Source organism: Thiobacillus thiophilus (genome assembly GCF_055378705.1).
The window spans coordinates 2,071,062-2,092,969 of the sequence record NZ_AP042404.1 but is presented as its reverse complement, the minus strand read 5'-3'; the positions used below and the strand labels follow the sequence as shown (position 1 = coordinate 2,092,969).

Genomic DNA, 21,908 nt, shown 5'->3' with positions numbered 1-21,908 from the left:
GATGGGGTCAGGCTTAGTGCTGGTAGGTAAACTGCAGTGTCGCCAGATTGGTCTCGAAGCTCACCTCGGTCGGCGGCCCTACGCTGGCGGTCATTTCGCTCTCGAAGCCGTGAATGACAGAAAAGCTTAGTGACGTATACTTGGTTATCTTGGCCATTACACCCGCCGACAGGTGATGTTCAATGATGGCGGTGACGCCGGCATTGTTGTTGATGTCTGCTTCGTCAAGCGGCGAGTTGCCAAAGTTGTAACCAGCCAGCAGGGTGTACCTGTCGGACAGGCGGTATTTGGCCCCCAGACCCAGCACGTATTGATCGTCCCAGCCGTAGGCAATATATATGTCCTTCGCTGCCGTCGGACCGTACAGCACGGAGGAAGTCCGTACCCCGCTATAATCGACCCACTTCAGGTCGGCTTCCAGTTGCAATTTTTCGCTTGGCCGGTAAGAAATACCGATCGCGACGGTCTGGGGATCTTCAAACGAAAGCCCCCATTTGCCATCATCCATGTTCCACTGCAGATCCTCTGTGTAGGACCGACTGGTGTACGCGGCGCCGAAGTTCGTGCGGTCATTGATCTTGTAGGTTGTTCCCAGTACGAATGACGCACCATAAGCGACATCGGTCGGGTAGTTCAGGGACTTGGGTGGTATAACGGTTCGATCAAAGCCCTTGGCTGACATTTGATTCACCACCAGGCTCACGCCGGCGCCAAGCGACAAGTTGTCGCTGGCTTTATAGGCAATACTGGGGCCGATGCGCAGAGACATCCGGCTGGACACGATTGCAGCATTGGTATTGCCTAATTTGAATGCATCAGCCGGGAAGTCCACCCCACCACCGGATATCGGATAAGCGCCGATGCCGATGGTGAAATCCGGGCCAAGCAGTTCACTTTGAAAGGCGAATCCACCGGTTGCCATGACATAGGCCTCGCTGTCGCTATCCACCCCATTCATGCTTCGCATCGGGTTAAGAACCGACAGGTTCATATCGAAACGGGACTTCTGTTCACCCATGCTGAGGGAGGACAGCCCAGCCGGATTGGTGAGCGCGGTGGTTACGTCCTGCGGCGTGGCAACAACCGCGCCACCCATGGCATTGGTCAAGGCGCTTAACCCCACCACCTGATCTGCGTTGTTTGCAAAAACGGCTCCCGAAACCAGCATGCCGGCGAAGATTACGACTAACTTATTGTTCTTCATTGCTCCATCCTCCTTATTGTTGGGTAAGTAAAGCTGGGGCCTTATTAAGCAACCCCGGCGATCTCCAGGCTCTTGTTTGAACTTGTTTTTGAGCTTGCCACGAAGATACGGTATGGCGGCTGCCAGAAAATTTCCCGTACGAAACGGTTCTGTGACAATTTGTTACGGCATGCGGAAAAAGGGAGAAGTGGAGATTCGGACTTTCTCTGCACTGAAGGCTTGGCCCAGTGCCACATCACGCGTGATATGTCGCATGATGTAGCGCTAGACTCGCCATCGCTTCCCAATGAAACTTTACAAAGTGACGCTGCTGGCAGGTGAAGGCGAGGAATTGGTGGCCGTTGCGCGTAGAGGCTCGCACCCGTCCCGGAGGAAGACGATCAGTACACCGATTGCATGGGTGAACCAGAAAATAATGACCAACCAGCCATCAAAATCCGAACTGACAGGACGCCTCGCCCAGTTGCTGGTTCTGGCAGTCGTCCTGCTGCTCGCAGGCTGCACGCATTACCCGCCGAACATGCCGCTGGATCGGCATGACCCGGCCTATGGCTATCGTTTCACGAATCCCGCCAGCCCGGGCGAGGCCGACGATATGCCGGTCGTCGTGACCTTCTCGGGCGGCGGCACCCGCGCCGCCGCCCTGGCCTATGGCGTTCTTGAGCACCTCGCCAACGCTGAAATCGCCCGGGATGGAAAGCCCAGTCGCCTGCTCGACGAAGTCGACATCATTTCCTCCATGTCCGGCGGCAGTTTCACCGCCGCTTACTACACCCTCTACGGCGAGCGAATTTTCAGCGATTTCGAGAGCGGCTTTCTGAAACGGGATATTCAGGGAGAACGCACCCGCAAGATGCTCGCCCCGGCCAACCTGCTACGCGCCGCATCGCCGAAATTCGGCAGGATAGATCTGATGGCCGAATACCTCGATGGCGAGGTTTTCCATCATGGCACCTATGGCGATCTGGTCACGCGGGGGCGGCGCCCCTTCGTGACGATCAATGCCAGCGATATATCGCTGGGCACGCGATTCGAATTCACCCGGGATCAGTTCGATCTGCTCTGCTCCGATTTTTCGTCGTTTTCGCCGGCGCGCGGCGTGGCGGCTTCCAGCGCCGTACCCATCGTGTTCAGCCCGCTTACCGTCAGAAACCACAGCGGCAAATGCAGCGACCAGAAGCCCGCTGCAGAGCAAGTTAGCGAAGAAAACCGCGGCGCGTCATCCCGGCGGGTATACAAGGCTGCCGAGGTGCGCTCCTATCTCGATTCCGAAGCCAGGCCGTACATTCACCTGCTGGATGGCGGCATCACCGATAATATCGGCCTGCGCGGAATGCTGGACCGGGTGGCCGCTCACGACAATCCCCTGAATTTCGCTCGCGTCATGCGACTCGAACGGTTTCACAAGGCGGTGCTGATCATCGTCAATGCCGAGACGGCCCCGGATCTGTCTCTCGGCCGCAGGGAGGCGGTGCCGACGGTCACCCAGGTATTCAGGGCCATCAAGGACATTCCCATCAACCGCTATTCGTTTGAAACCATCGAACGCCTGAAGGCAAACTTCGAGGGCTGGGCCAGGCAGATGCGCCGCCAACAATCCGGGGAGGAACAGACCGATGGGGCGGAGGCAGAATTTGATTTCTATCTGGTCGAAGTGACATTCGACGCGATCAAGGATCCTGCCGAGCACTATTCATTTCGTGGAATCCCGACTTCGTACACATTGCCCGCGGACACCGTGGATCGATTACGCGCGCTGGGGCCTAGATTGATAGGAATCGAACGATTATCAAAGACTGCTGCTTGATCTGCAGCGTAACTGACAACTCGCCAGTGCCGTCATGGCACCCGCGCCGGGAAATTTTGAAATCAGGTGAAACACAGACAAGGAAAACAGCGATGAGCGAACCCAGACAACGACTATCGGCAAAAGCGCGCCAGGAAGAAATCATCAAAGCTGCCGTGGAACTTGCCGGCGAGCAGGGTGTGGATGACGTGACGACGCAGGACATGGCAAACGCCGTGGGCATCACCCAGGGTGCAATTTTCCGTCATTTCCCCACCAAGGACATGATCTGGCTGGCGGTCGTCCACTGGGTGCGGGGGCGGCTGACGAGCGTGGTGGACATGGCGGCCGATCAGGGCAGCGATCCGCTCGATTCCCTGGAAAAAATGTTTTTTGCCCACCTGAGCTTCGTCGACAAGGTGCCGGCGATCCCCAAGCTGATATTTGCCGATCAACTGCTGAAGAAAAATCCCAAGATCAAGGAGCTGATTCACAGTATTCTGGCGGATTACGAGACCAAGGTGACCGCTCTCATTACCCAGGCCAAGGCACAGAATCTTGTTCGCCCGGATCTGGACGAGCACGGCGCCGCCATCATGTTCACCGGCATCATTCAAGGTCTGGTGATACGCGTTTCCATTATAGAAGCACGGAAATCACTGGTTGCCGAGGGAAAACTGGCTTTCCCCATTTTTCTTCACGGTATCGGCAGCACGCGTGTGGGTGGTACGAAGCGGGATTAAACGTCTGGGATTTCCAGTCGGTGAAATCGGCGCGAACCGTGAAGCCCGCAGTGGGCGGGCTGAAGTTGCGCCAGTGTAAAATCAACGGCAAGGTGAGTTCCGACAGGGTTTTTCAAACTTGCTCCCGAATAATTGCAATCATATTAAAGCGTTATCTGACCTCTCGCCCGCTTTCACAAGATACCGGCGAGAAGGCTTACCGGGATTCAATAAACATGCCCTCGCACACAAAAGGCGGCCTCTCGACCTGGGCGATTTCCCCGGTCGCAGTCGGATTCGGTCTGCCGACCATCAAGGAAGGCGGCACGATTCTATTCGGCGACGCGGCAGCGCGCGCCGCGGCCGGGAATTGCGTGCCATTCGTGCTTGCCGCTGGCGCCTGCGAGCAGCGCACGGTGATCGCCATGGGCCTGCGCACGCTGGTATGGGTGGCGATCGCAGGACTTGTCTTCCGCAGACCGTTGCGAAACCCGGTGTGACATCATGAAACTGACTTTTCTCGGCGCGGCGCGCGAAGTGACCGGCTCCAGCTATCTGGTGGAAGCCGACGGCGTACGCTTCCTGGTCGATTGCGGCATGTTCCAGGGCGGCCGCGAGACGCGTGCCAAGAACCAGCGTGCCTTTGCCTTCGATCCGCGCACGATCGATTTCGTCATCCTCACCCACGCTCACATCGACCATTCCGGCCTGCTGCCGCGTCTGGTCGCGCTCGGTTTCAGGGGCAGGATCCACACGACCCGTGCCACCTGTGACCTGCTCGCGGTGATGCTGCCGGACTCGGCGCACATCCAGGAAAAGGAGGCCGAATACGCCAACCTCGACCGCTTCCACAAGGACATGGCCCGGCGCGATAAAAAAACGGGCTTACCGCCGCGCGACATCGCGCCGCTCTATACCGTGGCGCAGGCGCTGGCCTCGCTGAAACAACTGAATCCGGTCGGCTACGACCTGGAAATCGCACCGCACCCGCAGATACGCTGCACCTTCCGCGACGCCGGCCACATCCTCGGCTCGGCGATCGTCGAGGTGTGGGTGGGCGAAGGCGAGCGTCGCCGCAAGATCGTTTTTTCCGGCGACCTCGGCCAGCCCGCGCGACCGCTGCTGCAGGATCCCACGCCCATCTTTGAGGCCGACTATCTGGTGGTCGAATCGACCTACGGCAACCGCGACCACAAGAGCATGGAAGCGACGCAGGATGAGCTGGTGGAAGCGATCAACGACACCATCGAGCGGAAAGGCGGCAACGTCATCATTCCCGCCTTCGCGGTGGGCCGCACCCAGGACATGCTCTATCTGCTGGCCGACCTCACCCGGCAAGGGCGCATTCCCAAACTGACGGTGTTCGTCGATTCGCCGATGGCCACCGCCGCCACCGAAATTACCTACCGGCACATGGCGCTGCTCGATGCGGAAACCCACGCGTTGATGGGCCGCCACGGCGGCGCGGCACATTTCCGCAAGCTCGATTTCGTCGAGGACGTCGAAGAGTCGAAGTCGCTCGACCGCATCACCGGCGGCGCCGTGATCATTTCGGCCAGCGGCATGTGCGAGGCCGGGCGCATCAGGTTTCACCTGCGCGCCAACCTGGCACGCCGCGATTCGACCATCCTCATCACCGGCTTCCAGGCCGCAGGCACCTTCGGCCGTCGTCTGGTCGATGGCGCCAAACGGGTACGCCTGCTGGGCGAGGACATTCCGGTACGCGCCGACCTCTATACCCTGGGCGGGCTCTCGGCGCACGCCGACCGCTCAGCGCTGCTCGCCTGGCTGGGCCACTTTCGCAGCAAGCCGCGCCAGGTTTTCGTGGTACACGGCGAGGAAACGGTGGCGACCGGGTTCGCCGCCGACCTGCACAAACAGTTTGGCTGGGACGCGATGGCCCCGGCGCCCGGTCACAACGTCACCCTGGACTAGAAGACAATAATGGCTAACAAATACGACTCACCCGGACGCATTCTGCTGGCCCTGTTGGGCGTCGGCCTGCTGGGGCATGCGCAGGCCGCCTCGATCGCCGAATGGGAAGGCTGCAGTTCAATTACGGCGGATATCGATCGCCTCGCGTGCTACGACAGCGTGTCCGGACGTGCGCAGCCCGAGGCCGCGCCGGTCCCACCGGCCGATTCTCAAAGCGCTTCACCGCCGGCCCCGCCACCTGCCGTAGCGGACGCCGAGCCGCCGGACGCCGGGCTGCTGTCGGCCCTGTCGCGCCACTGGGAGCTCGACGACGAAGCCAAGCAGGGCGCCTTCCTGTTCAGGCCGCATCGCTCGAATTTTTTCCTGCCGATCAAATACAGCAGTTCGCCCAACAACACCCCCTTCCAGGGCACGTTTATCCAGCCCGACCAGGGGCTCGATAAACTCGAGACCGAGCTGCAGCTGAGCTTCAAGATCAAGGGCATGGAAGGCGTGTTCGGTCACGACAACGCCGACCTGTGGTTCGGCTACACCATCACCTCGTTCTGGCAGGCCTACAACGACAGCACTTCCTCGGCGTTTCGCGAGACCAACTACGAGCCGGAAATGATTCTGACGTACCGCACGGATTACGAAATTGCCGGTTTTCGCGGCCGCTTCATCAATCTGGGAATGGTGCACCAGTCGAATGGCCGCAGCGAAGGGCTGTCGCGCAGCTGGAACCGGGTTTATGCGCAATTCGGGTTCGAGCGCGACAATCTGGCGCTGCTGATCCGGCCCTGGCACCGCATCTCCGAGGACGCCGATGACGACGACAACCCCGACATCGAGGATTACCTGGGCCATGGCGACCTGCAGGTGGTGTATCGCAAAGGCCGCAACGCCTACTCGCTGCTGCTGCGCAACAACTTCAAGTCCGAGGACAACCGCGGCGCAGTGAAGCTCAACTGGAGTTTCCCCTTGTACGGGCGGCTGAAGGGCTATGTGCAGTATTTCAACGGCTACGGCGAATCGTTGATCGACTACAACCACAGCCAGCAGTCGTTCGGCCTCGGCGTCAGCCTGACCGAGGGCATGTAGGCCACGTTTATTTTGTCTCCGGCAGCGCCTGCTCCAGCAGCCGGTGCACGTACTTCACCGGGATGGCGTAGCTGATCCCGCTCGGTGCGGAGAGCGCCGCTTCCTTGGCGCCTTTCACAGACACCGAGTTGAGCACGCCCAGCACTTCGCCGGTGTCGGGATACCATGCCGGCCGGGCTGCCGCTGTTGCCGGGGCAGGCGATGGCGTCGAGTTCGAACCCCTCATACGCATCTTTCGCCTGGGTGCGCACGGTCAGCTGCACGACGCTGGGGAGCGGGGTGAACTGGGAATGATGGCGGCGAGTCCGCCGCGCTGGGTGGACGGGTTGAGCCCGAGCACCGAGCCGATGGAATAGCCGGTGAAATACAGCTGCCAGCCTTCGCGCGCGCGGCTCGAGTCGCCCAGCGTCAGCGCGGGAAGCGGGTCGCCCTCGATTTTCAGCAGCGCCAGGTCGCGTGCTTTATCGGTGGCGACCAGCTTGGCGCGTCGCACGGTCATCCGGCGGTCGCGCCCGACGAAGACGGCATGGATTTCTTTTTTTCACTGTCCAGCAGTTTGGCGTGCGGGCTGCCGCTGGGGTTGAAGACGCCGACGCCGACCACGCCCGGTTTCACGGATTGCAGCGTGTCGGCGACGTCGGCGTGGGCGGGCAGCGCCGCTACGAGCAGGATCAGCGCCCAGTGGGTACACAGCTTGCTGGCCAGTTGGCCGGTCAGCCGGCGGGCACGATCGGGAAGCGTCACGCAAATTCGATACAATCCGGGCCTGAGCAAAGACTTTCTATTCATAGGGAATCCAGGTATGAGCGTTGTTGCGGTTGTCGGACTGGGCTACGTGGGCCTGCCGTTGGCAGTGGAATTCGGCAAGAAAATGACCACCATCGGATATGACCTTTCGCTTGAAAAAATCGAGACATACCGCCGATTTTGCGACCCGACCGGCGAGGTTTCAGCGGACGCCCTCAGGGCGGCAACGCAGTTGACGGTGACTACCGACCCCGCCGACCTGGCGAAAGCCGACTTCATCATTGTCGCCGTGCCCACCCCGGTCGACGCGGCGCACATTCCCGATTTCTCGCCGCTGGTGGGTTCATCCACCACTGTAGGCCGACACATGAAAAAGGGGGCAACCGTCATTTACGAATCCACAGTCTACCCCGGTGCCACCGAGGAGGTATGCATCCCGATCCTGGAAAAACAGTCCGGCATGAAATGGAAGCAGGACTTCCACGTCGGCTATTCGCCCGAGCGCGTCAACCCCGGCGACAAGGAGCGCACCATCACGAAAATCGTGAAGGTGGTGTCGGGCGACGATGCGACCACGCTGGACAAGGTGGCCGATCTGTATGGCAGCGTAATCACCGCCGGCGTGCACCGCGCCAGTTCAATTAAAGTCGCCGAAGCCGCCAAGGTGATCGAGAACACCCAGCGTGACCTCAACATCGCGCTGATGAACGAACTCTCGCTGATCTTCCACCGTCTCGGCATCGACACGCTCGAAGTGCTGAAGGCCGCCGGCACCAAGTGGAACTTCCTGCCCTTCCGCCCGGGCCTGGTCGGTGGCCACTGCATCGGCGTCGATCCCTACTACCTCACCCACAAGGCCGACATGCTGGGCTACCACCCACAGGTCATCCTCGCCGGCCGCCGCATCAACGACGGCATGGGTGCCTTCGTGGCGCAGGAGACGGTGAAGAATATGATCGCCAACGGCGTGCAGGTGAAGGGCGCCAAGGTCAACGTGCTCGGCCTCACCTTCAAGGAAAACTGCCCGGATCTACGCAACTCCAAGGTGGTCGACGTCATCCGCGAACTGCAATCCTTCGGCTGCGAGGTGCATGTGAACGACCCGTTGGGCGAATCGAAGGAAGCCGAGCACGAATACGGCATCAGCCTTACCGCGTGGGGCGACCTGCCCGAGTGCGACGCCATCGTGGCGGCTGTTTCACACGCGGAGTATCTGGAAAAGCCCTTCGGTGAACTCACTGCCAAACTGAAACAAGGCGGCGCCTTCACCGACGTCAAGTCGGCCTATGACCCGGCCGTGGTAAATGCGGCGGGCTTTACGCTCTGGAGACTGTGATGGCCGCGTTCGACGCGCTGAAAAAAGAGCTTCAGGCCGCGCCCCAGACCTGGCTCGTCACCGGTGCCGCCGGCTTCATCGGCTGCAACCTGGTCGAAGCCCTGCTGCTGCTCGACCAGCGCGTCGTCGGCCTCGACAACTTCGCCACCGGCTTTGAAAAAAACCTGGCGCAGGTGCAGGCCAGCGTCGGCCCCGCGCGCTGGAAACACTTCAGCTTCCAGCGCGGCGACATCCGCGAGCTTGCCGACTGCCAAGCCGCCTGCAAGGGCGTCGACTACGTGCTGCACCAGGCCGCGCTCGGCTCGGTGCCGCGCTCGCTGGAAGACCCGCTGGCGACCCACGCCGCCAATAACACCGGCTTCCTCAACATGCTGGTGGCGGCGCGCGACGCCAGGGTCAAGCGCTTCGTCTACGCGGCATCCTCTTCCACCTACGGCGACCACCCCGGCCTGCCCAAGGTCGAAAACGTCATCGGCAAGCCGCTGTCGCCGTATGCGGTGACCAAACTGGTAAATGAGCTATATGCCGACGTGTTCGGCCGCTGCTACGGCATGGAAAGCATCGGCCTCAGGTACTTCAACATCTTCGGCCGCCGCCAGGATCCCAACGGCGCCTACGCCGCCGTCGTGCCGAAGTGGGTCGCCAGCATGATCCACAACGAGCCGGTGTACATCAACGGCGACGGCGAAACCAGCCGCGACTTCTGCTACATCGACAACGTCATCCAGGCCAACCTGCTCGCCGCCACCAGCCCGCACACGGACGCCGCCAACCAGGTCTACAACGTTGCCGTCGGCGAGCGCACCACGCTCAACCAGCTGTTCGAAGCCATCCGTTCCCTGCTGGCGCCGAAGTATCCCCATCTGGCCGGCGTCAAGCCGGTCTACCGCGACTTCCGCGCCGGCGACGTGCGCCATTCGCTGGCCGACATTGCCAGGGCCCGCACGCGGCTGGGATACGAACCCACCCATCGCATCGGCGAAGCTCTGGCCGAAGCGATGGACTGGTACGTGCAGGATCTGGGCGAGCGGCCCGCCTGACTTGAAGAATCGAAGCGATTACCGGCTGGACGAGGGCAGATTTTGAACGAACATACCCCGCTCGATCTGACGCCCGAGACCAATCAGGGCGCGCTGAAAATCCTGCTGCGGCGCATGCGGACCGAGAGCGATTTCCCCGCCCTGTCCGAGGCCATCGGCGACATCAACCGTATCGCCTCCTCCGACCGCGAGGGGATCAACGAGCTCTCCAACAACATCCTCAAGGACTTCGCGCTGACCAACAAGCTGCTGAAGCTGGCCAACGTCGCGTTCTACAATCAGGTCGGCGGTGGCTCGATCAGCACCATTTCGCGCGCGGTGGTGATTCTCGGTTTCGATGCGGTGCGGTCGATCGCGCTGAGCCTGATCCTGTTCGAAAACCTGGAAAACAAGGTGCACGCGCGGCACTTGAAGGAAGAATTCGTCAAGGTGCTGTACGCCGGGATGCTGGCGCGCGGGATGGCGGGCAAGGCGCAGCTGAGGGATGTGGAGGAGGCGTTCATCAGTGCCATGCTGCACAACCTGGGGCGCATGCTGACCATGTTTTATTTCCCCGCCGAAACCGAAGCGATCGGGCATCTCATCGAGACCGAAGGGCTGAGCGATGCCAGGGCGTCGACCCGGATACTGGGGCTGTCGTACGAGAACCTGGGGATGGGTATCGCCCGGAGCTGGGGATTCCCGGACCAGCTGGTGCTGAGCATGAAGCAACTGCCGGCCGGGAAAATCAGAAAATGTGCGAGCAATCCTGAACGACTGCATGCGCTGGCGGGGTTTTCCAACGAGTTATGCGACATCGTTCTCGGCACGCCGGATGCGGATCGTGACAAGGCACTGACCGCGCTCACGGTACGTTACAGCGACAGCGTGCCGGTGACGGTGGAGCAGATCGCCGGCCTGCTGGAAAGGTCGATGCGGGATATCACACCGTTCGCCATGGCGGTGAATGTGAACCTGAAGCAAAGCACCTTTGCGCAACTGGCGTCGAAATGGGCGGGCATGGGCACGGCGCCTGCGGCGGACGCATGGGCGGAAACGGATTCCGATGCCCCGGCCATACTGGAAGCGGCCGCGCTGCATGAGCACGCGGCCATCTTCGACGCGGAACCCGGCGGCCCCTCGCAACGCACGACCGCGGCGGTCCAGTCCGTCCTCACTGCCGGACTGCAGGACGTCAGCAACTCGCTGATCGACGACAGCATGTCCGTCAACGACATCTTGCGCATGATCCTCGAAGCTATGTACAGCGGCATGGGTTTCGCGCACGTGGTGCTATGCATCAAGGATGGCCGCCACAACACGATGTGCGGCAAATTCGGTTTCGGCGATGGCGTGCAGGGCCTGATCAGGGCCTTTGATTTCTCGCTGGCGGCGCAGCCGGATGTGTTCCTGGTTGCACTGCAGAACAACGCCGATATCCTCATCACCGACATCGACGATCCGAAAATCGCGACGCGGATTCCGGCGTGGTACCGGCAGCATATTCCGGCGCGCACCTTCGTGCTGTTCCCGATCATCGTCAAAGGCAAGCCGATCGGCCTGATCTACGCCGACCGCCCGCAGCCCGGCGACATCGCAATTCCCGAGAAAGAGCTTTCCCTGCTCAAGTCGCTGCGCAACCAGGCCGTGCTGGCGATCAGGCAGTCTTTGTGATCATCCTAAAAACCGCAGTTGACCGCTCATCACCCTTGCAAACGCCGCATGAATACAAGATTGAGTGCCTTCAATGCCGTTCACCCGGTGGGTGAGTCCGCTACACGCCCGATGGCACGCCTGCTTGTGCGCCTGCCTTTGTACCCGCAAGGAGTAGGCCGGATTCGTAAAGCCGCTAAAGCGGCAACGACTCCGCTCTCGCGCCTCCTTGCGGGCCTCGGCCCGCGGCGTCGTTGCTTCGCGGCAGACACCCGATCAGACGCACCCTCGGGCGCGTCCAACTCCGATTTCTAGGATCATCGGGCGCCGCTGCGCGAAACCCGCACAGCGGAATTCGGCATAATGACGCGATGATGCCTTTCCGAATCGTCCGCCATCTTCTCACCGGCCTGCTGCTTGCATGCCTTGTCGCGTCCGTCCATGCCGACGGGCTTCCCGCCGCCTTCATCGATGCACTGAAACAGGCCGGCATTCCGCTCGATCATGTGGCGGTGGTGGTGCAGCCACTGGACGCAGCGGCGCCCGTGCTCAGCCACAATGCCGAAGCGGCGCTGAATCCGGCCTCGGTGATGAAGCTGGCGACCAGCTTTGCGGCGCTGAACCAGCTCGGCCCCGGCTACGCGTGGTCGACCGATGTCTGGGCGGACGGCGTCATCGCGAACGGCGTACTGAGCGGCGACCTCGTCATCAAGGGCCATGGCGATCCCACCCTGACACTGGAACGGATATGGCTGTTGCAGCGCGAACTGCGCGCCCGCGGGGTGCGCCACATCCACGGCAATCTGGTGCTCGATCTCAGCCATTTCGAGCTGCCGGCAATCGACCCCGGCGCCTTCGACGATGAGCCGCTGGCCCTGTACAACGCCGCGCCGGGGCCGCTGGTGGCCAACTTCAACGCGACGACGCTGCGCCTGAAGCCGGACGGAGAACAGGTGCTGATCGTGCCGGACATCGCGTTGCCGGGGGTGACGCTGACCTCGCGCCTGGTACTGACCGATGGCGTGGAATGCAACGGCTGGAAGGATGCGCTCACCCCTGCCATCCCCGACCCCGAACGCCTTGAACTGGTGGTGAGTGGGCCCTATCCGCGCGGCTGCGGCGAGCAGGCCTGGGCGCTGAACCTGTTCGAGCCAGCCGCAACCTTCGATTTCATTTTTCGCGGGCTGTGGGCGGAGTCGGGCGGCACGCTGACCGGCGCGACGCTGCCGGGGATGGCGCCCGGCACCGAGCCGTTGCTGAAATTTGCCTCGAAGCCGCTGACCGATGCGCTTATCCGCCTCAACAAACATTCCAACAATCTGATGACGCGCAACCTGTTCCTGACGCTCGGCGCGGAAAGATACGGCGCACCGGCGACGCTGGAAAAAGGCGCACAGGCGGTGCGCGAGATACTGGCGCAGCGTGGCGTGCCGACCCGCAAGCTGGTGCTGGAAAACGGCTCCGGGCTGTCGCGCATCGAGCGCATCAGCGCGGATGCGCTGAACCAATTGCTGCGGGCCGCCTACAACAGCCCACTGCACGCCGAATTCCAGTCGGCACTGCCGATTGCCGCCAGCGACGGCACCCTGAAGCGGCGCTTCAACGGCAGTGCATTCAGCGGCAGCGCGCACCTCAAAACCGGCTCCCTGCGCGGCGTCAGCGCGCTGGCCGGCTATGTGTACACCTTGAACGGCCAGCGCGTCAGCTTCGTCATGCTGGTCAACCACGCCAACGCGCGCCGCAGCGAGGCGGCGCAGCGCGCCCTGCTGGAGTGGGTGCATACGATGCCACACGGGCTTCAGCCCGTAGTGGATCGGAGCACCCCGCAGGGAGGCAAGAACCGGATAGCCGAAGAGGAAGAGGGTGCGCGATGAACCCCGGCTGCCGCGTGATGGGCCTGTTTCTGGTGCTGCTGGCGCTGTTCCAGGCGCTGCCGGTGGCGGTGGAGGCCTGGCAGGCCCAGCAATGGCCGGGCACGCTATCGGAATGGCTGCGGCTGGCGCTGCTGCCGGGCGCGCTGTGGCTGTACCTGCGCTACTTCAGCATCCTCGGCTGCCGCCGGTGCGAGAACGACGATAAAACATAGGCAGCGCTATTCGGGCTGCAACAGATCGATCCTGAAGCTATCTTCGTAGGGCGGAACATTGCATTCGATGACGTCCGTGGGGGCGACATCGAGACGGACGCCGACGATGTCGGTGCGCACCGGCAGTTTCGCCGCGCCGCGGTCCACCAGCACCACCGTGCGGATCTCGGCCGGCTGTCGGCACGCCAGATATTCCACCGCGCGCAGCATGGAATGCCCGCGATACATCACGTCGTCGACCGCCAGCACGGTGTGATCCGCGAGATCGAGCGTGGCGTGGACGGGGTTTTCGGTCAGCCGGGTTTCGGGATAGAGCAGTGTGAGGTCGTCGGCATAGCGCTTGATCTGCAGGTCCAGCCGCACGCAGTCCACGAGACCATAGGTCTCGGCCAGGCATGCCTGCAGCCGGTCGGCCAGGGGCGCGCCGCGCCGCAGGATGCCGACAATCGCAACCTGCGTGCGCCCGGTCAGCAGGCCGGCCGCCTGGCGCGCCATGTCGGTGACGATGGCGTCGAGCTGTGAGGGGGTGTAGAGACAGGTGCGTCGGCCCTGGGGCTTGTTTGTCATGGCCGCGCCCGCCTGCCGGATTCGGGGGTGATCATGCAGTCGCCTCGGCGACCTGGTTGGCCCAGGACATGGCCTCGATTTCTGCCATGGTCAGATCCGGCAGCGACAGGCCGCCGCATTGCGCCAGCAGCGAAAGCGTGCGGCTGAGGTCGTGATGCTCGACGCTTTCGACCAGTTGCAGCAAGGCGCCCATTTCGCCTTCGCGCCGCAGCAGGGCGGCGGCCAGGCGCTCGCCCAGGCCCAACTCGCCGACGATGTCGGCCAGCGGCCTGTCGATCAGGACGTCGATCAGCGACAGAATCCCGGCCATGAACGCCTCGTCGCAGTAATAGGCGCCACAGTAATCAGCGTCACGGCATTCGACACCGGACCGCTGTTTGCCGGCCAGCAGTTCCATCATCCTGCCGCGCGTGGCGGCCAGCAACAGCAGCGGGCTGGGATACGGCGCGCCGGCCTGCAGGGTGAACAAAAGCAACTGCAGCCAGCGTTGCAGCTGTTTGCGGCCGAGCACCATGATCGCCTGCGAGACCGAGGCGATGCTGTACCGGACGCCGCTGGCCACCGAGTTCACCAGCCGCATCAGGTTGTAGGTCAGGCTGGGGTGCTGTTTGAATATCTGTTCGATCTGCTGCGTGTCGGCATCGCGCAGCACCAGCCCCAGCAATTGGGTGAGCGCCACCTGGGCGGGGTCGGCGCGCCTGGCGGAAAGCACCGAGGGCCGCGCGAAGTAATAACCCTGGAACAGGTCGAAGCCGAGCGTCTGGCAATAGGCGGCCTGCTCGGCGCTGTCGACCTTTTCGGCCAGCAGCTTCACCGGCCATTGCTTCAGCTGGCTGACCGCCGCCCGCAGTTCATCCTGGGTATGCAGCAACAAATCCACCTTGACGATGTCGACCAGCGCCAGCAGCGGAAGGTAACTGTCGTCGTACACAAAATCGTCCAGCGCCAGCGCGAAGCCCAGCAGCTTGAGCGTGCGGCAGCGTTCGATCACGGCCTCGGTGACGATGATGGTTTCGAGCAGCTCCAGCACCACCTGTTCCCTGGGCAGCAGTTCCACCAGGTCCGACAGCAGCATGTCGGCGCTGACGTTGATGAATCCCAGTTGTGTGCCGAGCACGGTCTGCACGCCCATCTCGCTGAACGCGTGATGGATGACGCTGGCGGTTGCCTGCATGTCGTCGCTGACGGTCACGCTGGATGTGTTGGCGGTACGAAACAGCAGCTCATACGCGACGATGCGCTGGTCGCGGTCGAGAATAGGCTGGCGGCCCAGAAAAATATCGTTGACCGCCATGCTTACAGACCCAGGTCTTTCCACAGCGCGTCGACGCGCGCCTTCACCGCTGCATCCATCACGATCGGCGTGCCCCACTCGCGGCTGGTTTCGCCCGGCCATTTGTTGGTGGCATCGATGCCCATCTTGCTGCCCAGTCCGGAAACCGGACTGGCAAAGTCGAGGTAGTCGATCGGCGTGTTCTCCACCAGCAGCGTGTCGCGCGACGGATCGACGCGGGTGGTGAGCGCCCACATGACTTCCTTCCAGTCGCGCACGTTCACGTCGTCGTCGGTGACGATGATGAACTTGGTGTACATGAACTGGCGCAGGAAGCTCCACGCGCCGAACATCACCCGCTTGGCGTGACCGGGGTAGGCCTTCTTCATGCTGACCACCGCCATGCGGTAGGAGCAGCCCTCGGGCGGCAGGTAGAAGTCGGAAATTTCGGGGAACTGCTTCTGCAAGAGCGGCACGAACACTTCGTTCAGCGCCACGCCAAGAATCGCCGGCTCGTCCGGCGGCTTGCCGGTGTAGGTGCTGTGGTAAATCGGGTCGCGCCGCATCGTGATGCGCTCGACGGTGAACACCGGAAAAGTTTCCTGCTCGTTGTAGTAGCCGGTGTGGTCGCCAAATGGCCCTTCAAGGGCCATCTCATAAGCGTGGCGGCCTTCCAGCGCGGGATCGCAAGGCAGGATCACGCCTTCGAGCACGATCTCGGCGGAGGCCGGCACCTGCAGCTCGCTACCGAGGCATTTCACCACTTCGGTCTTGGCGCCGCGCAGCAAGCCGGCGAACTGGTATTCGGAAAGCGAATCCGGCACCGGGGTGACCGCGCCGAGGATGGTCGCCGGGTCGGCGCCGAGCGCCACCGCAAGGGGAAACGGCTCGCCCGGATGCGCCAGCGTGTGCTCGCGAAAATCCAGCGCGCCGCCGCGGTGCGCCAGCCAGCGCATGATGAGCTTGTTCGGTGCGAGCACCTGCTGGCGATAGATGCCGAGGTTCTGCCGTTTCTTGTGCGGACCTTTCGTAACGGTCAGCCCCCAGGTGATCAGCGGCGCCACGTCGCCCGGCCAGCAGTGCTGGATCGGCAGGCGGCTCAAGTCCACATCGGCGCCTTCCCACACAATCTCCTGGCACGGCGCGCTCCGTACTTCCTTCGGCGCCATGTTCAAAACCTGCTTCAGAACCGGCCACTTGTCCCAGGCGTCGCGCAGGCCCTTCGGCGGCTCGGGCTCCTTCAGGTAGGCCAGCAGCTTGCCGACTTCGCGCAGCCGGCTCGGGTCGTCCTCGCCCATGCCCAGCGCCACCCGCTTGACCGTGCCGAACAGGTTGGCCAGCACCGGAATGGTGCTGCCCTTCGGGTTCTCGAACAGCAGCGCCGGGCCGCCGACGCGCAGCACGCGGTCGGCGATTTCGGTCATTTCCAGTTTGGGATCGACTTCGACGGCGATGCGTTTGAGCTCGCCCATTTTTTCAAGTTGCGCGATGAAATCGCGCAGGTCGCGGTAGATCATGGGAGGGGGGGCAGGCGGGTTGCGGCGTCAGTCGACGGTTTCGAACAGGGTAACGACCTTGGTCACGCCCGACGTGGTGCGTGCAATGTCGGTGGCGACCCTGGCTTCGGTCGGCGTCAGCAGCCCCATCAGGTAGACCACGCCGGACTCGGTCACCACCTTGACCTTGGTACCGGGCACACGTTTTTCGCCCAGCAGGCGCGTCTTGACGTTGCCGGTGATGGCGCTGTCGTTGGCCCGTGCGGTGAACGAGGTGACGCCCGAAATGCCGAGTTCGTTGAACACCGTGCGCACCTCGGGAACACCCTTGACGACCTCGCTGGCGCGCGAGCGGGTGGTTTCGTCCGGCACCTGGCCGGTCAACAGCACCTGGCGGTTGTAGCTGGTCACGGAGATGTTGCCGGTTTTTTCCGGGATGGCTTCACCCAGGCGGCTCATTGCACGCAATTCGATTTCCTGGTCGCCGACGAACACGCCGGTGGTGCGGCGGTCGAGCACCGCCGCCGTACCCGTGGCGGCGCCGCCTACGGCGACCGCGGCACATCCATGCAACTGCGACAGCGCCACACCCGCCAGCGCGATATAAATCAGTTTGTTCATTCCTCAACTCCCAGTAAAACGCTGTCCACCGCATCGCACAAGCAATGGATGGCCAGCATATGGACTTCATGAATGCGCGCCGCGGATTCGGCGGGCACGCTGAGGAAGACGTCGTCTTCCTGCATTTGTTCCCCCAGCACGCCGCCGCCATTCCCGGTCAGGGCGATCACCGGCATGCTGCGCGCGTGGGCGGCGGCCACCGCCTGCAGCACGCTGGGCGAGTTGCCGCTGCTGGAAATCGCCAACAGCAGGTCGCCCGGCTGCCCCAGCGCCTTCACCTGGCGCGCAAATACCTGATCGTAGGCGAAGTCGTTGGCGATCGAGGTCAGGGTGGCTGTGTCGGCGGTCAGGGCAATCGCCGCCAGGCCGGGGCGCTCCTGCTCGAAGCGGTTGATCATGTGGGCGGCGAAATGCTGCGCATCCGCTGCCGAACCGCCGTTGCCGCAGGCCAGGATTTTTCCGCCCTGCGCGAGGCAATGCACCATGTGACGCACGGCCTGCTCAATCGCCGGAACAAGCGCCCCGGCAGCATCCAGCTTGATCTGTGCCGAGGCCTGGAAATGACCGAAAATTCTGTCGTGTAGAGGCATGAGGGCGCACGATTATGAAACATTCGAGCCCGGATTATCCCACATCGTCGAAAGCGTTTTTGATCCAGTCCGAGACGCTATCGCCGGACAACGCCACCACGTCGAAGCGGCACGGCGGCAGCGTTTTCAGCGTGGTCAGGTACTGGCGCGCGGCGGCCAGCAGCTTTCTCTGCTTGGCCGGCGTCACGCTGGCGGCGGCACCGCCGAAATCGCTGCGGCTGCGCAGCCGCACCTCGACGAACACACGGGTGGGGCCGTCCTGCATGATGAGGTCGATCTCGCCGAAGCGGCAGCGCCAGTTGCGCGTGACGAGCTTCAGGCCGTGCGTTTGCAGGAAGGCCTCGGCGCGCGATTCGGCGGATTGCCCGAGCAGGGATCTCAAGCTTGGCGCCCCAGTTGATCGCTCATCATCCTTTGGATCACCTTATAAATTTCAGCTTTATCGACTTTGGTACGCGCAACATTCGGGTGGGACCGCTACACACCTGAACTGGGGAGCCAAGGTTGAACATCTGCGACAATGACGGCCCATGAACGAAGCGACCCATCATACCCGCCTGCCGCCCGCGCTCTATGTCGTCGCCACGCCGATCGGCAACCTCGGCGACATCACGCTGCGTGCGCTCGACACGCTGAAATGCGTCGACCGCGTGGCGGCGGAAGACACCCGCGTGTCGGGGCAGCTGCTGGCGCATTTCGACATCAGAAAACCGCTGGTGTCGATCCGCGAGCACAACGAGCGCGCCGCCGCCGACAAGGTGATCGCGTGGATCGCCGCCGGCGAGGCAGTAGCCTACGTGTCGGACGCCGGCACACCCGCGGTGTCCGACCCCGGCGCGCGGCTGGTGGCGGCGGTGCGTGCGGCGGGGCTGACGGTAGTGCCGATCCCCGGCGCCGCGGCGGTGACCACGGCGCTGTCGGTTGCCGGCATCGAATCCGGGCAGTGGCTGTTCCACGGTTTCCTGCCGCCCAAATCCGGCGCGCGCCGTGCGCAACTGCAAACCCTGGCGGCGCTGCCGGCGGCACTGGTTTTTTACGAGGCGCCGCACCGCATCGAGGAGACGCTGGCCGACATGGCGACGGTGCTGGACGGCGCCCGACCGGTGACACTGGCACGCGAGCTCACCAAGCGCTTCGAGAGCATCGTTACCCTGCCGCTCGCCGAGGCGCCCGCCTGGCTCGCCGCCGACCCCAACCACGTACGCGGCGAATTCGTCGTCGTCGTGCATCCGCCGGCCGCCGCCGCCGCGATGGTCGATACCGAAGCGATGCGCGTGCTCGACGTGCTGCTGGGCGAGCTACCGCCGACGCTGGCGGCCAGGCTGGCGGCAAAAATCACCGGCCGCAGCAAGGCCGAACTCTATAAAATGACTTTGGCACTCAAGCCGCAGGCTCAAGACGACGCATGACCGACACCCTCACTCTCATCCGCCCCGACGACTGGCACATTCATTTCCGCGACGGCGCCGCGATGCGGAGCGTGCTGCCCGACACTGCGCGCGTGTTCGGCCGCGCCATCGCCATGCCCAACCTGCGGCCGCCGCTGGTCAACGTGGCCGATGCGGCGGCGTACCGCGAGCGCTTGCTGGCAGCCGCGCGCGGCACCGCGTTCGAGCCGCTGATGACGCTCTACCTCACCGACAACACGACGCCTGCGGAAATCCGCCGCGCGCGGGCAAGCGGCTTCGTCCATGCGGTGAAGTATTACCCGGCCGGGGCGACCACCAATTCGGATTCCGGCGTCACCGAACTCGCCAAGGCGTACCAGGCCATCGCGGCGATGGAAGAAACCGGCATGCCGCTCTTGCTGCACGGCGAAGTGGTCGATCCCGAGGTCGACGTATTCGACCGCGAAGCGGTATTCATCGAGCGCCACCTGATCCCGCTGCTGCGCGATTTTCCCCAGCTCAAAATCGTGCTCGAACACATCACCACGCGCCAGGCCGCCGAGTTCGTTGCTAGCGCGCCGGCCAACGTCGCCGCCACCGTCACCGTGCATCACCTGCTGTACAACCGCAACGCCATGTTCAAGGGCGGCATCCGTCCGCACATGTATTGCCTGCCGGTGCTGAAACGCGAACAGCATCGCCAGGCGCTGGTCGCCGCAGCCATCTCCGGCAATCCCAAGTTCTTTCTCGGCACCGATTCCGCCCCGCATGCCGTGAGCGCCAAGGAAACCGCCTGCGGCTGCGCCGGCATCTATACCGCGCATGCCGCGATCGAACTCTATGCCGAAGCGTTCGAGGACGCCGGCGCGCTCGACAAACTCGAAGCCTTCGCCAGCTTCCACGGCGCCGACTTCTACGGCCTGCCGCGCAACACCGATACCATCACCCTCAAACGCGAAAGCTGGGACGCGCCGGCCCGCCTCAAAATGGGCGAGGAAAGCCTGGTGCCGCTGCGCGCGGGCGAAGCCATCTACTGGCGCGTCGTCGCATAAATTGGTATTCGATGGGCTAATTTTTGAAGGCCGCCCGTTGCTCAGCGAGTAGGCGTTGGTCATCGTAGGGGCAATGCCCGCAGTTGGCCAAGACCAGATATCTGAGTTAGCCATCCCTTGGACCCGCTTGTGGCCGGCGGTTGCCTTTGGGAGTAGGCGCCTGAAAGCGGCTGTTGAGCATCCAGCAAAATTTGCTACCGCCGGCTTACGGGCATCACGTCGAATTCACACAATCGGCCAATAGCCGTTACTGGCGGAGCAGTAAAATGCGATACTTAGGTGGCCGGTGTGGATCCATCAGTGGTCGGTCGTGAAATTGACGCGTACTTCTGTTGATCGGCCAGGCTGGCACACAAGCCTTGCACACTTGCCTACAATGAAGTTGTTTTTAAAGGAATTGGGCGCATCTCATGAAAAAAATCATTGCTTCTTTTAGCGCCCTTGTATTTGGCCTCAGCGGTCTTTCAGGCTGTGCCAATATGACCGAAACTCAAAAAACCTCCGGCACAGGTGCGGGGATTGGCGCAGTTGCCGGAGCGGTAATTGGCGCCGCGACAGCCGGCGGACACACGGGCAAAAGCGCCGCGACCGGCGCGGCTATCGGCGCGGCAGTGGGTGCGGGTGGCGGTTATCTGTGGTCGAAGCACATGGAAAAACAAAAGGTCGAGATGGAGCAGGCGACCCAGGGAACCGGCATAAGCGTGAGCCAGACCGCCGACAACCAGCTCAAGCTGGACATCCCGAGCGATGTTTCGTTTGACACGAACCGCTATGAGATCAAATCGAACCTGCGTCCGATCCTTGATCGCTTCGCCACCACCCTGAATCAAAACCCGGTAACAATGGTGACCATCATCGGCCACACGGACAGCACTGGCACGGATGCGATCAATAATCCGCTTGCGGTCAATCGCGCCGCCTCGACGCGCGATTACCTCGTTGCTCGCGGGGTGGCGACAAACCGTATCGCAATCGATGGTCGCGGTTCGCGCGAACCGATCGCTGACAATAACACGGTGGAAGGCCGTGCGAAGAACCGCCGCGTCGAGATTTTCGTGGCAGAACCCGTACGCTGACGACAGCTTATTCGGGCAATCTGGCTTTATTCACGCCGGGGCATTTCTAGCCAATGGCCGGTGTGCGGTGCATAGCGGACCAAGTTGACCAGAACCCTTCATCGCCTTTGGCCGATGAGCAGGTGAGTGACGAGTTCATCGACTGACGGTTTCGGGTCGGAGAGCCATTGCGACAGCCAAGGCAGGCCGGTTTGGGTTGTACAAAATCAGGTGCCGGTCCGGGATCGCCAGGATGTGCGCCAGGGGCGGTTCCCGCGCTGACCGGGTAAAGGCCTTA

At 62.6% G+C, this 21,908-nt stretch carries 23 protein-coding genes; 13 read left to right on the top strand and 10 right to left on the bottom strand.

Annotated elements, in window-relative coordinates:
• Positions 1-13: 13 nt before the first annotated feature.
• A complete protein-coding gene (locus ACZ41T_RS10230) occupies positions 14-1,204 on the bottom strand; it encodes an OmpP1/FadL family transporter (RefSeq protein ID WP_464921294.1) in 1,191 nt (396 codons plus the stop codon).
• Between the two features lie 286 nt (positions 1,205-1,490).
• On the opposite strand from ACZ41T_RS10230, the gene ACZ41T_RS10225 reads away from it, so the two are divergent.
• The 5 genes from ACZ41T_RS10225 (at position 1,491) to ACZ41T_RS10205 (ending at position 6,727) form a co-directional block, all read left to right on the top strand.
• A complete protein-coding gene (locus ACZ41T_RS10225; protein WP_464921293.1) occupies positions 1,491-3,011 on the top strand; it encodes a patatin-like phospholipase family protein in 1,521 nt (506 codons plus the stop codon).
• A gap of 26 nt (positions 3,012-3,037) precedes the next feature.
• On the top strand, positions 3,038-3,733 hold the full coding sequence (locus ACZ41T_RS10220; protein ID WP_464921292.1) for a TetR/AcrR family transcriptional regulator: 696 nt from the start codon (positions 3,038-3,040) through the stop codon (positions 3,731-3,733).
• Positions 3,734-3,948: 215 nt separating this feature from the next.
• Positions 3,949-4,212 carry a hypothetical protein gene (locus tag ACZ41T_RS10215; RefSeq protein ID WP_464921291.1) on the top strand — a complete coding sequence of 88 codons (264 nt, stop codon included), beginning with the start codon at positions 3,949-3,951 and terminating at the stop codon, positions 4,210-4,212.
• Positions 4,213-4,216: 4 nt separating this feature from the next.
• Positions 4,217-5,647, top strand: a complete 1,431-nt coding sequence (locus tag ACZ41T_RS10210; RefSeq protein ID WP_464921290.1) for an MBL fold metallo-hydrolase RNA specificity domain-containing protein — start codon at positions 4,217-4,219, stop codon at positions 5,645-5,647.
• Between the two features lie 9 nt (positions 5,648-5,656).
• On the top strand, positions 5,657-6,727 hold the full coding sequence (locus tag ACZ41T_RS10205; protein ID WP_464921289.1) for a phospholipase A: 1,071 nt from the start codon (positions 5,657-5,659) through the stop codon (positions 6,725-6,727).
• Positions 6,728-6,734: 7 nt separating this feature from the next.
• Here ACZ41T_RS10205 and ACZ41T_RS10200 read toward each other — a convergent pair whose 3' ends face one another.
• From ACZ41T_RS10200 to ACZ41T_RS10190, 3 genes are read right to left on the bottom strand one after another with little or no spacing between them, the layout of a single operon-like run.
• Positions 6,735-6,953, bottom strand: coding sequence for a hypothetical protein (locus ACZ41T_RS10200; RefSeq protein WP_464921288.1), 219 nt, complete (start codon positions 6,951-6,953; stop codon positions 6,735-6,737).
• Between the two features lie 27 nt (positions 6,954-6,980).
• Positions 6,981-7,226 carry a trypsin-like peptidase domain-containing protein gene (locus ACZ41T_RS10195; protein ID WP_464921287.1) on the bottom strand — a complete coding sequence of 82 codons (246 nt, stop codon included), beginning with the start codon at positions 7,224-7,226 and terminating at the stop codon, positions 6,981-6,983.
• Positions 7,223-7,471, bottom strand: a complete 249-nt coding sequence (locus ACZ41T_RS10190) for a hypothetical protein (protein ID WP_464921286.1) — start codon at positions 7,469-7,471, stop codon at positions 7,223-7,225. The genes ACZ41T_RS10195 and ACZ41T_RS10190 overlap by 4 nt, the downstream gene beginning before the upstream one ends.
• 58 nt (positions 7,472-7,529) lie before the next feature.
• On the opposite strand from ACZ41T_RS10190, the gene ACZ41T_RS10185 reads away from it, so the two are divergent.
• From ACZ41T_RS10185 to ACZ41T_RS10165, 5 genes are all read left to right on the top strand, one after another.
• Positions 7,530-8,810, top strand: a complete 1,281-nt coding sequence (locus ACZ41T_RS10185; RefSeq protein WP_464921285.1) for a nucleotide sugar dehydrogenase — start codon at positions 7,530-7,532, stop codon at positions 8,808-8,810.
• Complete coding sequence (locus ACZ41T_RS10180) at positions 8,810-9,850, top strand: NAD-dependent epimerase/dehydratase family protein (protein ID WP_464921284.1); 1,041 nt, start codon at positions 8,810-8,812, stop codon at positions 9,848-9,850. Before ACZ41T_RS10185 ends, ACZ41T_RS10180 begins: the two co-directional genes overlap by 1 nt.
• A 42-nt stretch (positions 9,851-9,892) precedes the next feature.
• The gene (locus ACZ41T_RS10175) at positions 9,893-11,503 is read left to right on the top strand and encodes an HDOD domain-containing protein (protein ID WP_464921283.1); all 1,611 of its coding nucleotides are present in this window, start codon (positions 9,893-9,895) and stop codon (positions 11,501-11,503) included.
• Positions 11,504-11,853: 350 nt separating this feature from the next.
• Entirely contained in the window at positions 11,854-13,356 is a 1,503-nt protein-coding gene (gene dacB, locus ACZ41T_RS10170; RefSeq protein WP_464921282.1) for a D-alanyl-D-alanine carboxypeptidase/D-alanyl-D-alanine endopeptidase, read from the top strand.
• The gene (locus tag ACZ41T_RS10165; protein ID WP_464921281.1) at positions 13,353-13,568 is read left to right on the top strand and encodes a hypothetical protein; all 216 of its coding nucleotides are present in this window, start codon (positions 13,353-13,355) and stop codon (positions 13,566-13,568) included. Before dacB ends, ACZ41T_RS10165 begins: the two co-directional genes overlap by 4 nt.
• Before the next feature lie 6 nt (positions 13,569-13,574).
• Here the strand turns inward: ACZ41T_RS10165 and ACZ41T_RS10160 are convergent, their stop codons facing one another.
• From ACZ41T_RS10160 to ACZ41T_RS10135, 6 genes are read right to left on the bottom strand one after another with little or no spacing between them, the layout of a single operon-like run.
• On the bottom strand, positions 13,575-14,135 hold the full coding sequence (locus ACZ41T_RS10160) for a bifunctional pyr operon transcriptional regulator/uracil phosphoribosyltransferase PyrR (protein ID WP_464921280.1): 561 nt from the start codon (positions 14,133-14,135) through the stop codon (positions 13,575-13,577).
• Positions 14,136-14,166: 31 nt separating this feature from the next.
• Positions 14,167-15,429, bottom strand: coding sequence for an EAL and HDOD domain-containing protein (locus tag ACZ41T_RS10155; RefSeq protein ID WP_464921279.1), 1,263 nt, complete (start codon positions 15,427-15,429; stop codon positions 14,167-14,169).
• A gap of 2 nt (positions 15,430-15,431) precedes the next feature.
• Positions 15,432-16,925 (bottom strand): 4-hydroxy-3-polyprenylbenzoate decarboxylase, encoded by a 1,494-nt coding sequence (gene ubiD, locus ACZ41T_RS10150; RefSeq protein WP_464921278.1) that lies wholly within the window; start codon positions 16,923-16,925, stop codon positions 15,432-15,434.
• Between the two features lie 27 nt (positions 16,926-16,952).
• Positions 16,953-17,525 (bottom strand): BON domain-containing protein, encoded by a 573-nt coding sequence (locus ACZ41T_RS10145; protein ID WP_464921277.1) that lies wholly within the window; start codon positions 17,523-17,525, stop codon positions 16,953-16,955.
• The gene (locus ACZ41T_RS10140; RefSeq protein WP_464921276.1) at positions 17,522-18,115 is read right to left on the bottom strand and encodes a phosphoheptose isomerase; all 594 of its coding nucleotides are present in this window, start codon (positions 18,113-18,115) and stop codon (positions 17,522-17,524) included. The genes ACZ41T_RS10145 and ACZ41T_RS10140 overlap by 4 nt, the downstream gene beginning before the upstream one ends.
• Positions 18,116-18,149: 34 nt before the next feature.
• A complete protein-coding gene (locus ACZ41T_RS10135) occupies positions 18,150-18,488 on the bottom strand; it encodes a YraN family protein (protein ID WP_464923959.1) in 339 nt (112 codons plus the stop codon).
• A gap of 157 nt (positions 18,489-18,645) precedes the next feature.
• On the opposite strand from ACZ41T_RS10135, the gene rsmI reads away from it, so the two are divergent.
• From rsmI to ACZ41T_RS10120, 3 genes are all read left to right on the top strand, one after another.
• A complete protein-coding gene (rsmI, locus tag ACZ41T_RS10130) occupies positions 18,646-19,524 on the top strand; it encodes a 16S rRNA (cytidine(1402)-2'-O)-methyltransferase (protein ID WP_464921275.1) in 879 nt (292 codons plus the stop codon).
• A complete protein-coding gene (gene pyrC / locus ACZ41T_RS10125; RefSeq protein WP_464921274.1) occupies positions 19,521-20,555 on the top strand; it encodes a dihydroorotase in 1,035 nt (344 codons plus the stop codon). The genes rsmI and pyrC overlap by 4 nt, the downstream gene beginning before the upstream one ends.
• Before the next feature lie 410 nt (positions 20,556-20,965).
• Positions 20,966-21,631, top strand: a complete 666-nt coding sequence (locus ACZ41T_RS10120; protein ID WP_464921273.1) for a YiaD family glycine zipper/OmpA-like lipoprotein — start codon at positions 20,966-20,968, stop codon at positions 21,629-21,631.
• The last annotated feature ends 277 nt before the right edge of the window (positions 21,632-21,908 follow it).

Coding starts and splice junctions, on each gene's coding strand:
- rsmI (WP_464921275.1), top strand. CDS start 18,646: ATGAACGAAGCGACCCATCATACCCGCCTGCCGCCCGCGCTCTATGTC.
- ACZ41T_RS10200 (WP_464921288.1), bottom strand. CDS start 6,953: ATGAGGGGTTCGAACTCGACGCCATCGCCTGCCCCGGCAACAGCGGCA.
- ACZ41T_RS10185 (WP_464921285.1), top strand. CDS start 7,530: ATGAGCGTTGTTGCGGTTGTCGGACTGGGCTACGTGGGCCTGCCGTTG.
- ACZ41T_RS10180 (WP_464921284.1), top strand. CDS start 8,810: ATGGCCGCGTTCGACGCGCTGAAAAAAGAGCTTCAGGCCGCGCCCCAG.
- ACZ41T_RS10165 (WP_464921281.1), top strand. CDS start 13,353: ATGAACCCCGGCTGCCGCGTGATGGGCCTGTTTCTGGTGCTGCTGGCG.
- ACZ41T_RS10210 (WP_464921290.1), top strand. CDS start 4,217: ATGAAACTGACTTTTCTCGGCGCGGCGCGCGAAGTGACCGGCTCCAGC.
- ACZ41T_RS10145 (WP_464921277.1), bottom strand. CDS start 17,525: ATGAACAAACTGATTTATATCGCGCTGGCGGGTGTGGCGCTGTCGCAG.
- ACZ41T_RS10160 (WP_464921280.1), bottom strand. CDS start 14,135: ATGACAAACAAGCCCCAGGGCCGACGCACCTGTCTCTACACCCCCTCA.
- ubiD (WP_464921278.1), bottom strand. CDS start 16,925: ATGATCTACCGCGACCTGCGCGATTTCATCGCGCAACTTGAAAAAATG.
- ACZ41T_RS10155 (WP_464921279.1), bottom strand. CDS start 15,429: ATGGCGGTCAACGATATTTTTCTGGGCCGCCAGCCTATTCTCGACCGC.
- ACZ41T_RS10195 (WP_464921287.1), bottom strand. CDS start 7,226: ATGACCGTGCGACGCGCCAAGCTGGTCGCCACCGATAAAGCACGCGAC.
- ACZ41T_RS10215 (WP_464921291.1), top strand. CDS start 3,949: ATGCCCTCGCACACAAAAGGCGGCCTCTCGACCTGGGCGATTTCCCCG.
- ACZ41T_RS10225 (WP_464921293.1), top strand. CDS start 1,491: ATGAAACTTTACAAAGTGACGCTGCTGGCAGGTGAAGGCGAGGAATTG.
- ACZ41T_RS10230 (WP_464921294.1), bottom strand. CDS start 1,204: ATGAAGAACAATAAGTTAGTCGTAATCTTCGCCGGCATGCTGGTTTCG.
- ACZ41T_RS10140 (WP_464921276.1), bottom strand. CDS start 18,115: ATGCCTCTACACGACAGAATTTTCGGTCATTTCCAGGCCTCGGCACAG.
- pyrC (WP_464921274.1), top strand. CDS start 19,521: ATGACCGACACCCTCACTCTCATCCGCCCCGACGACTGGCACATTCAT.
- ACZ41T_RS10120 (WP_464921273.1), top strand. CDS start 20,966: ATGAAAAAAATCATTGCTTCTTTTAGCGCCCTTGTATTTGGCCTCAGC.
- ACZ41T_RS10205 (WP_464921289.1), top strand. CDS start 5,657: ATGGCTAACAAATACGACTCACCCGGACGCATTCTGCTGGCCCTGTTG.
- dacB (WP_464921282.1), top strand. CDS start 11,854: ATGATGCCTTTCCGAATCGTCCGCCATCTTCTCACCGGCCTGCTGCTT.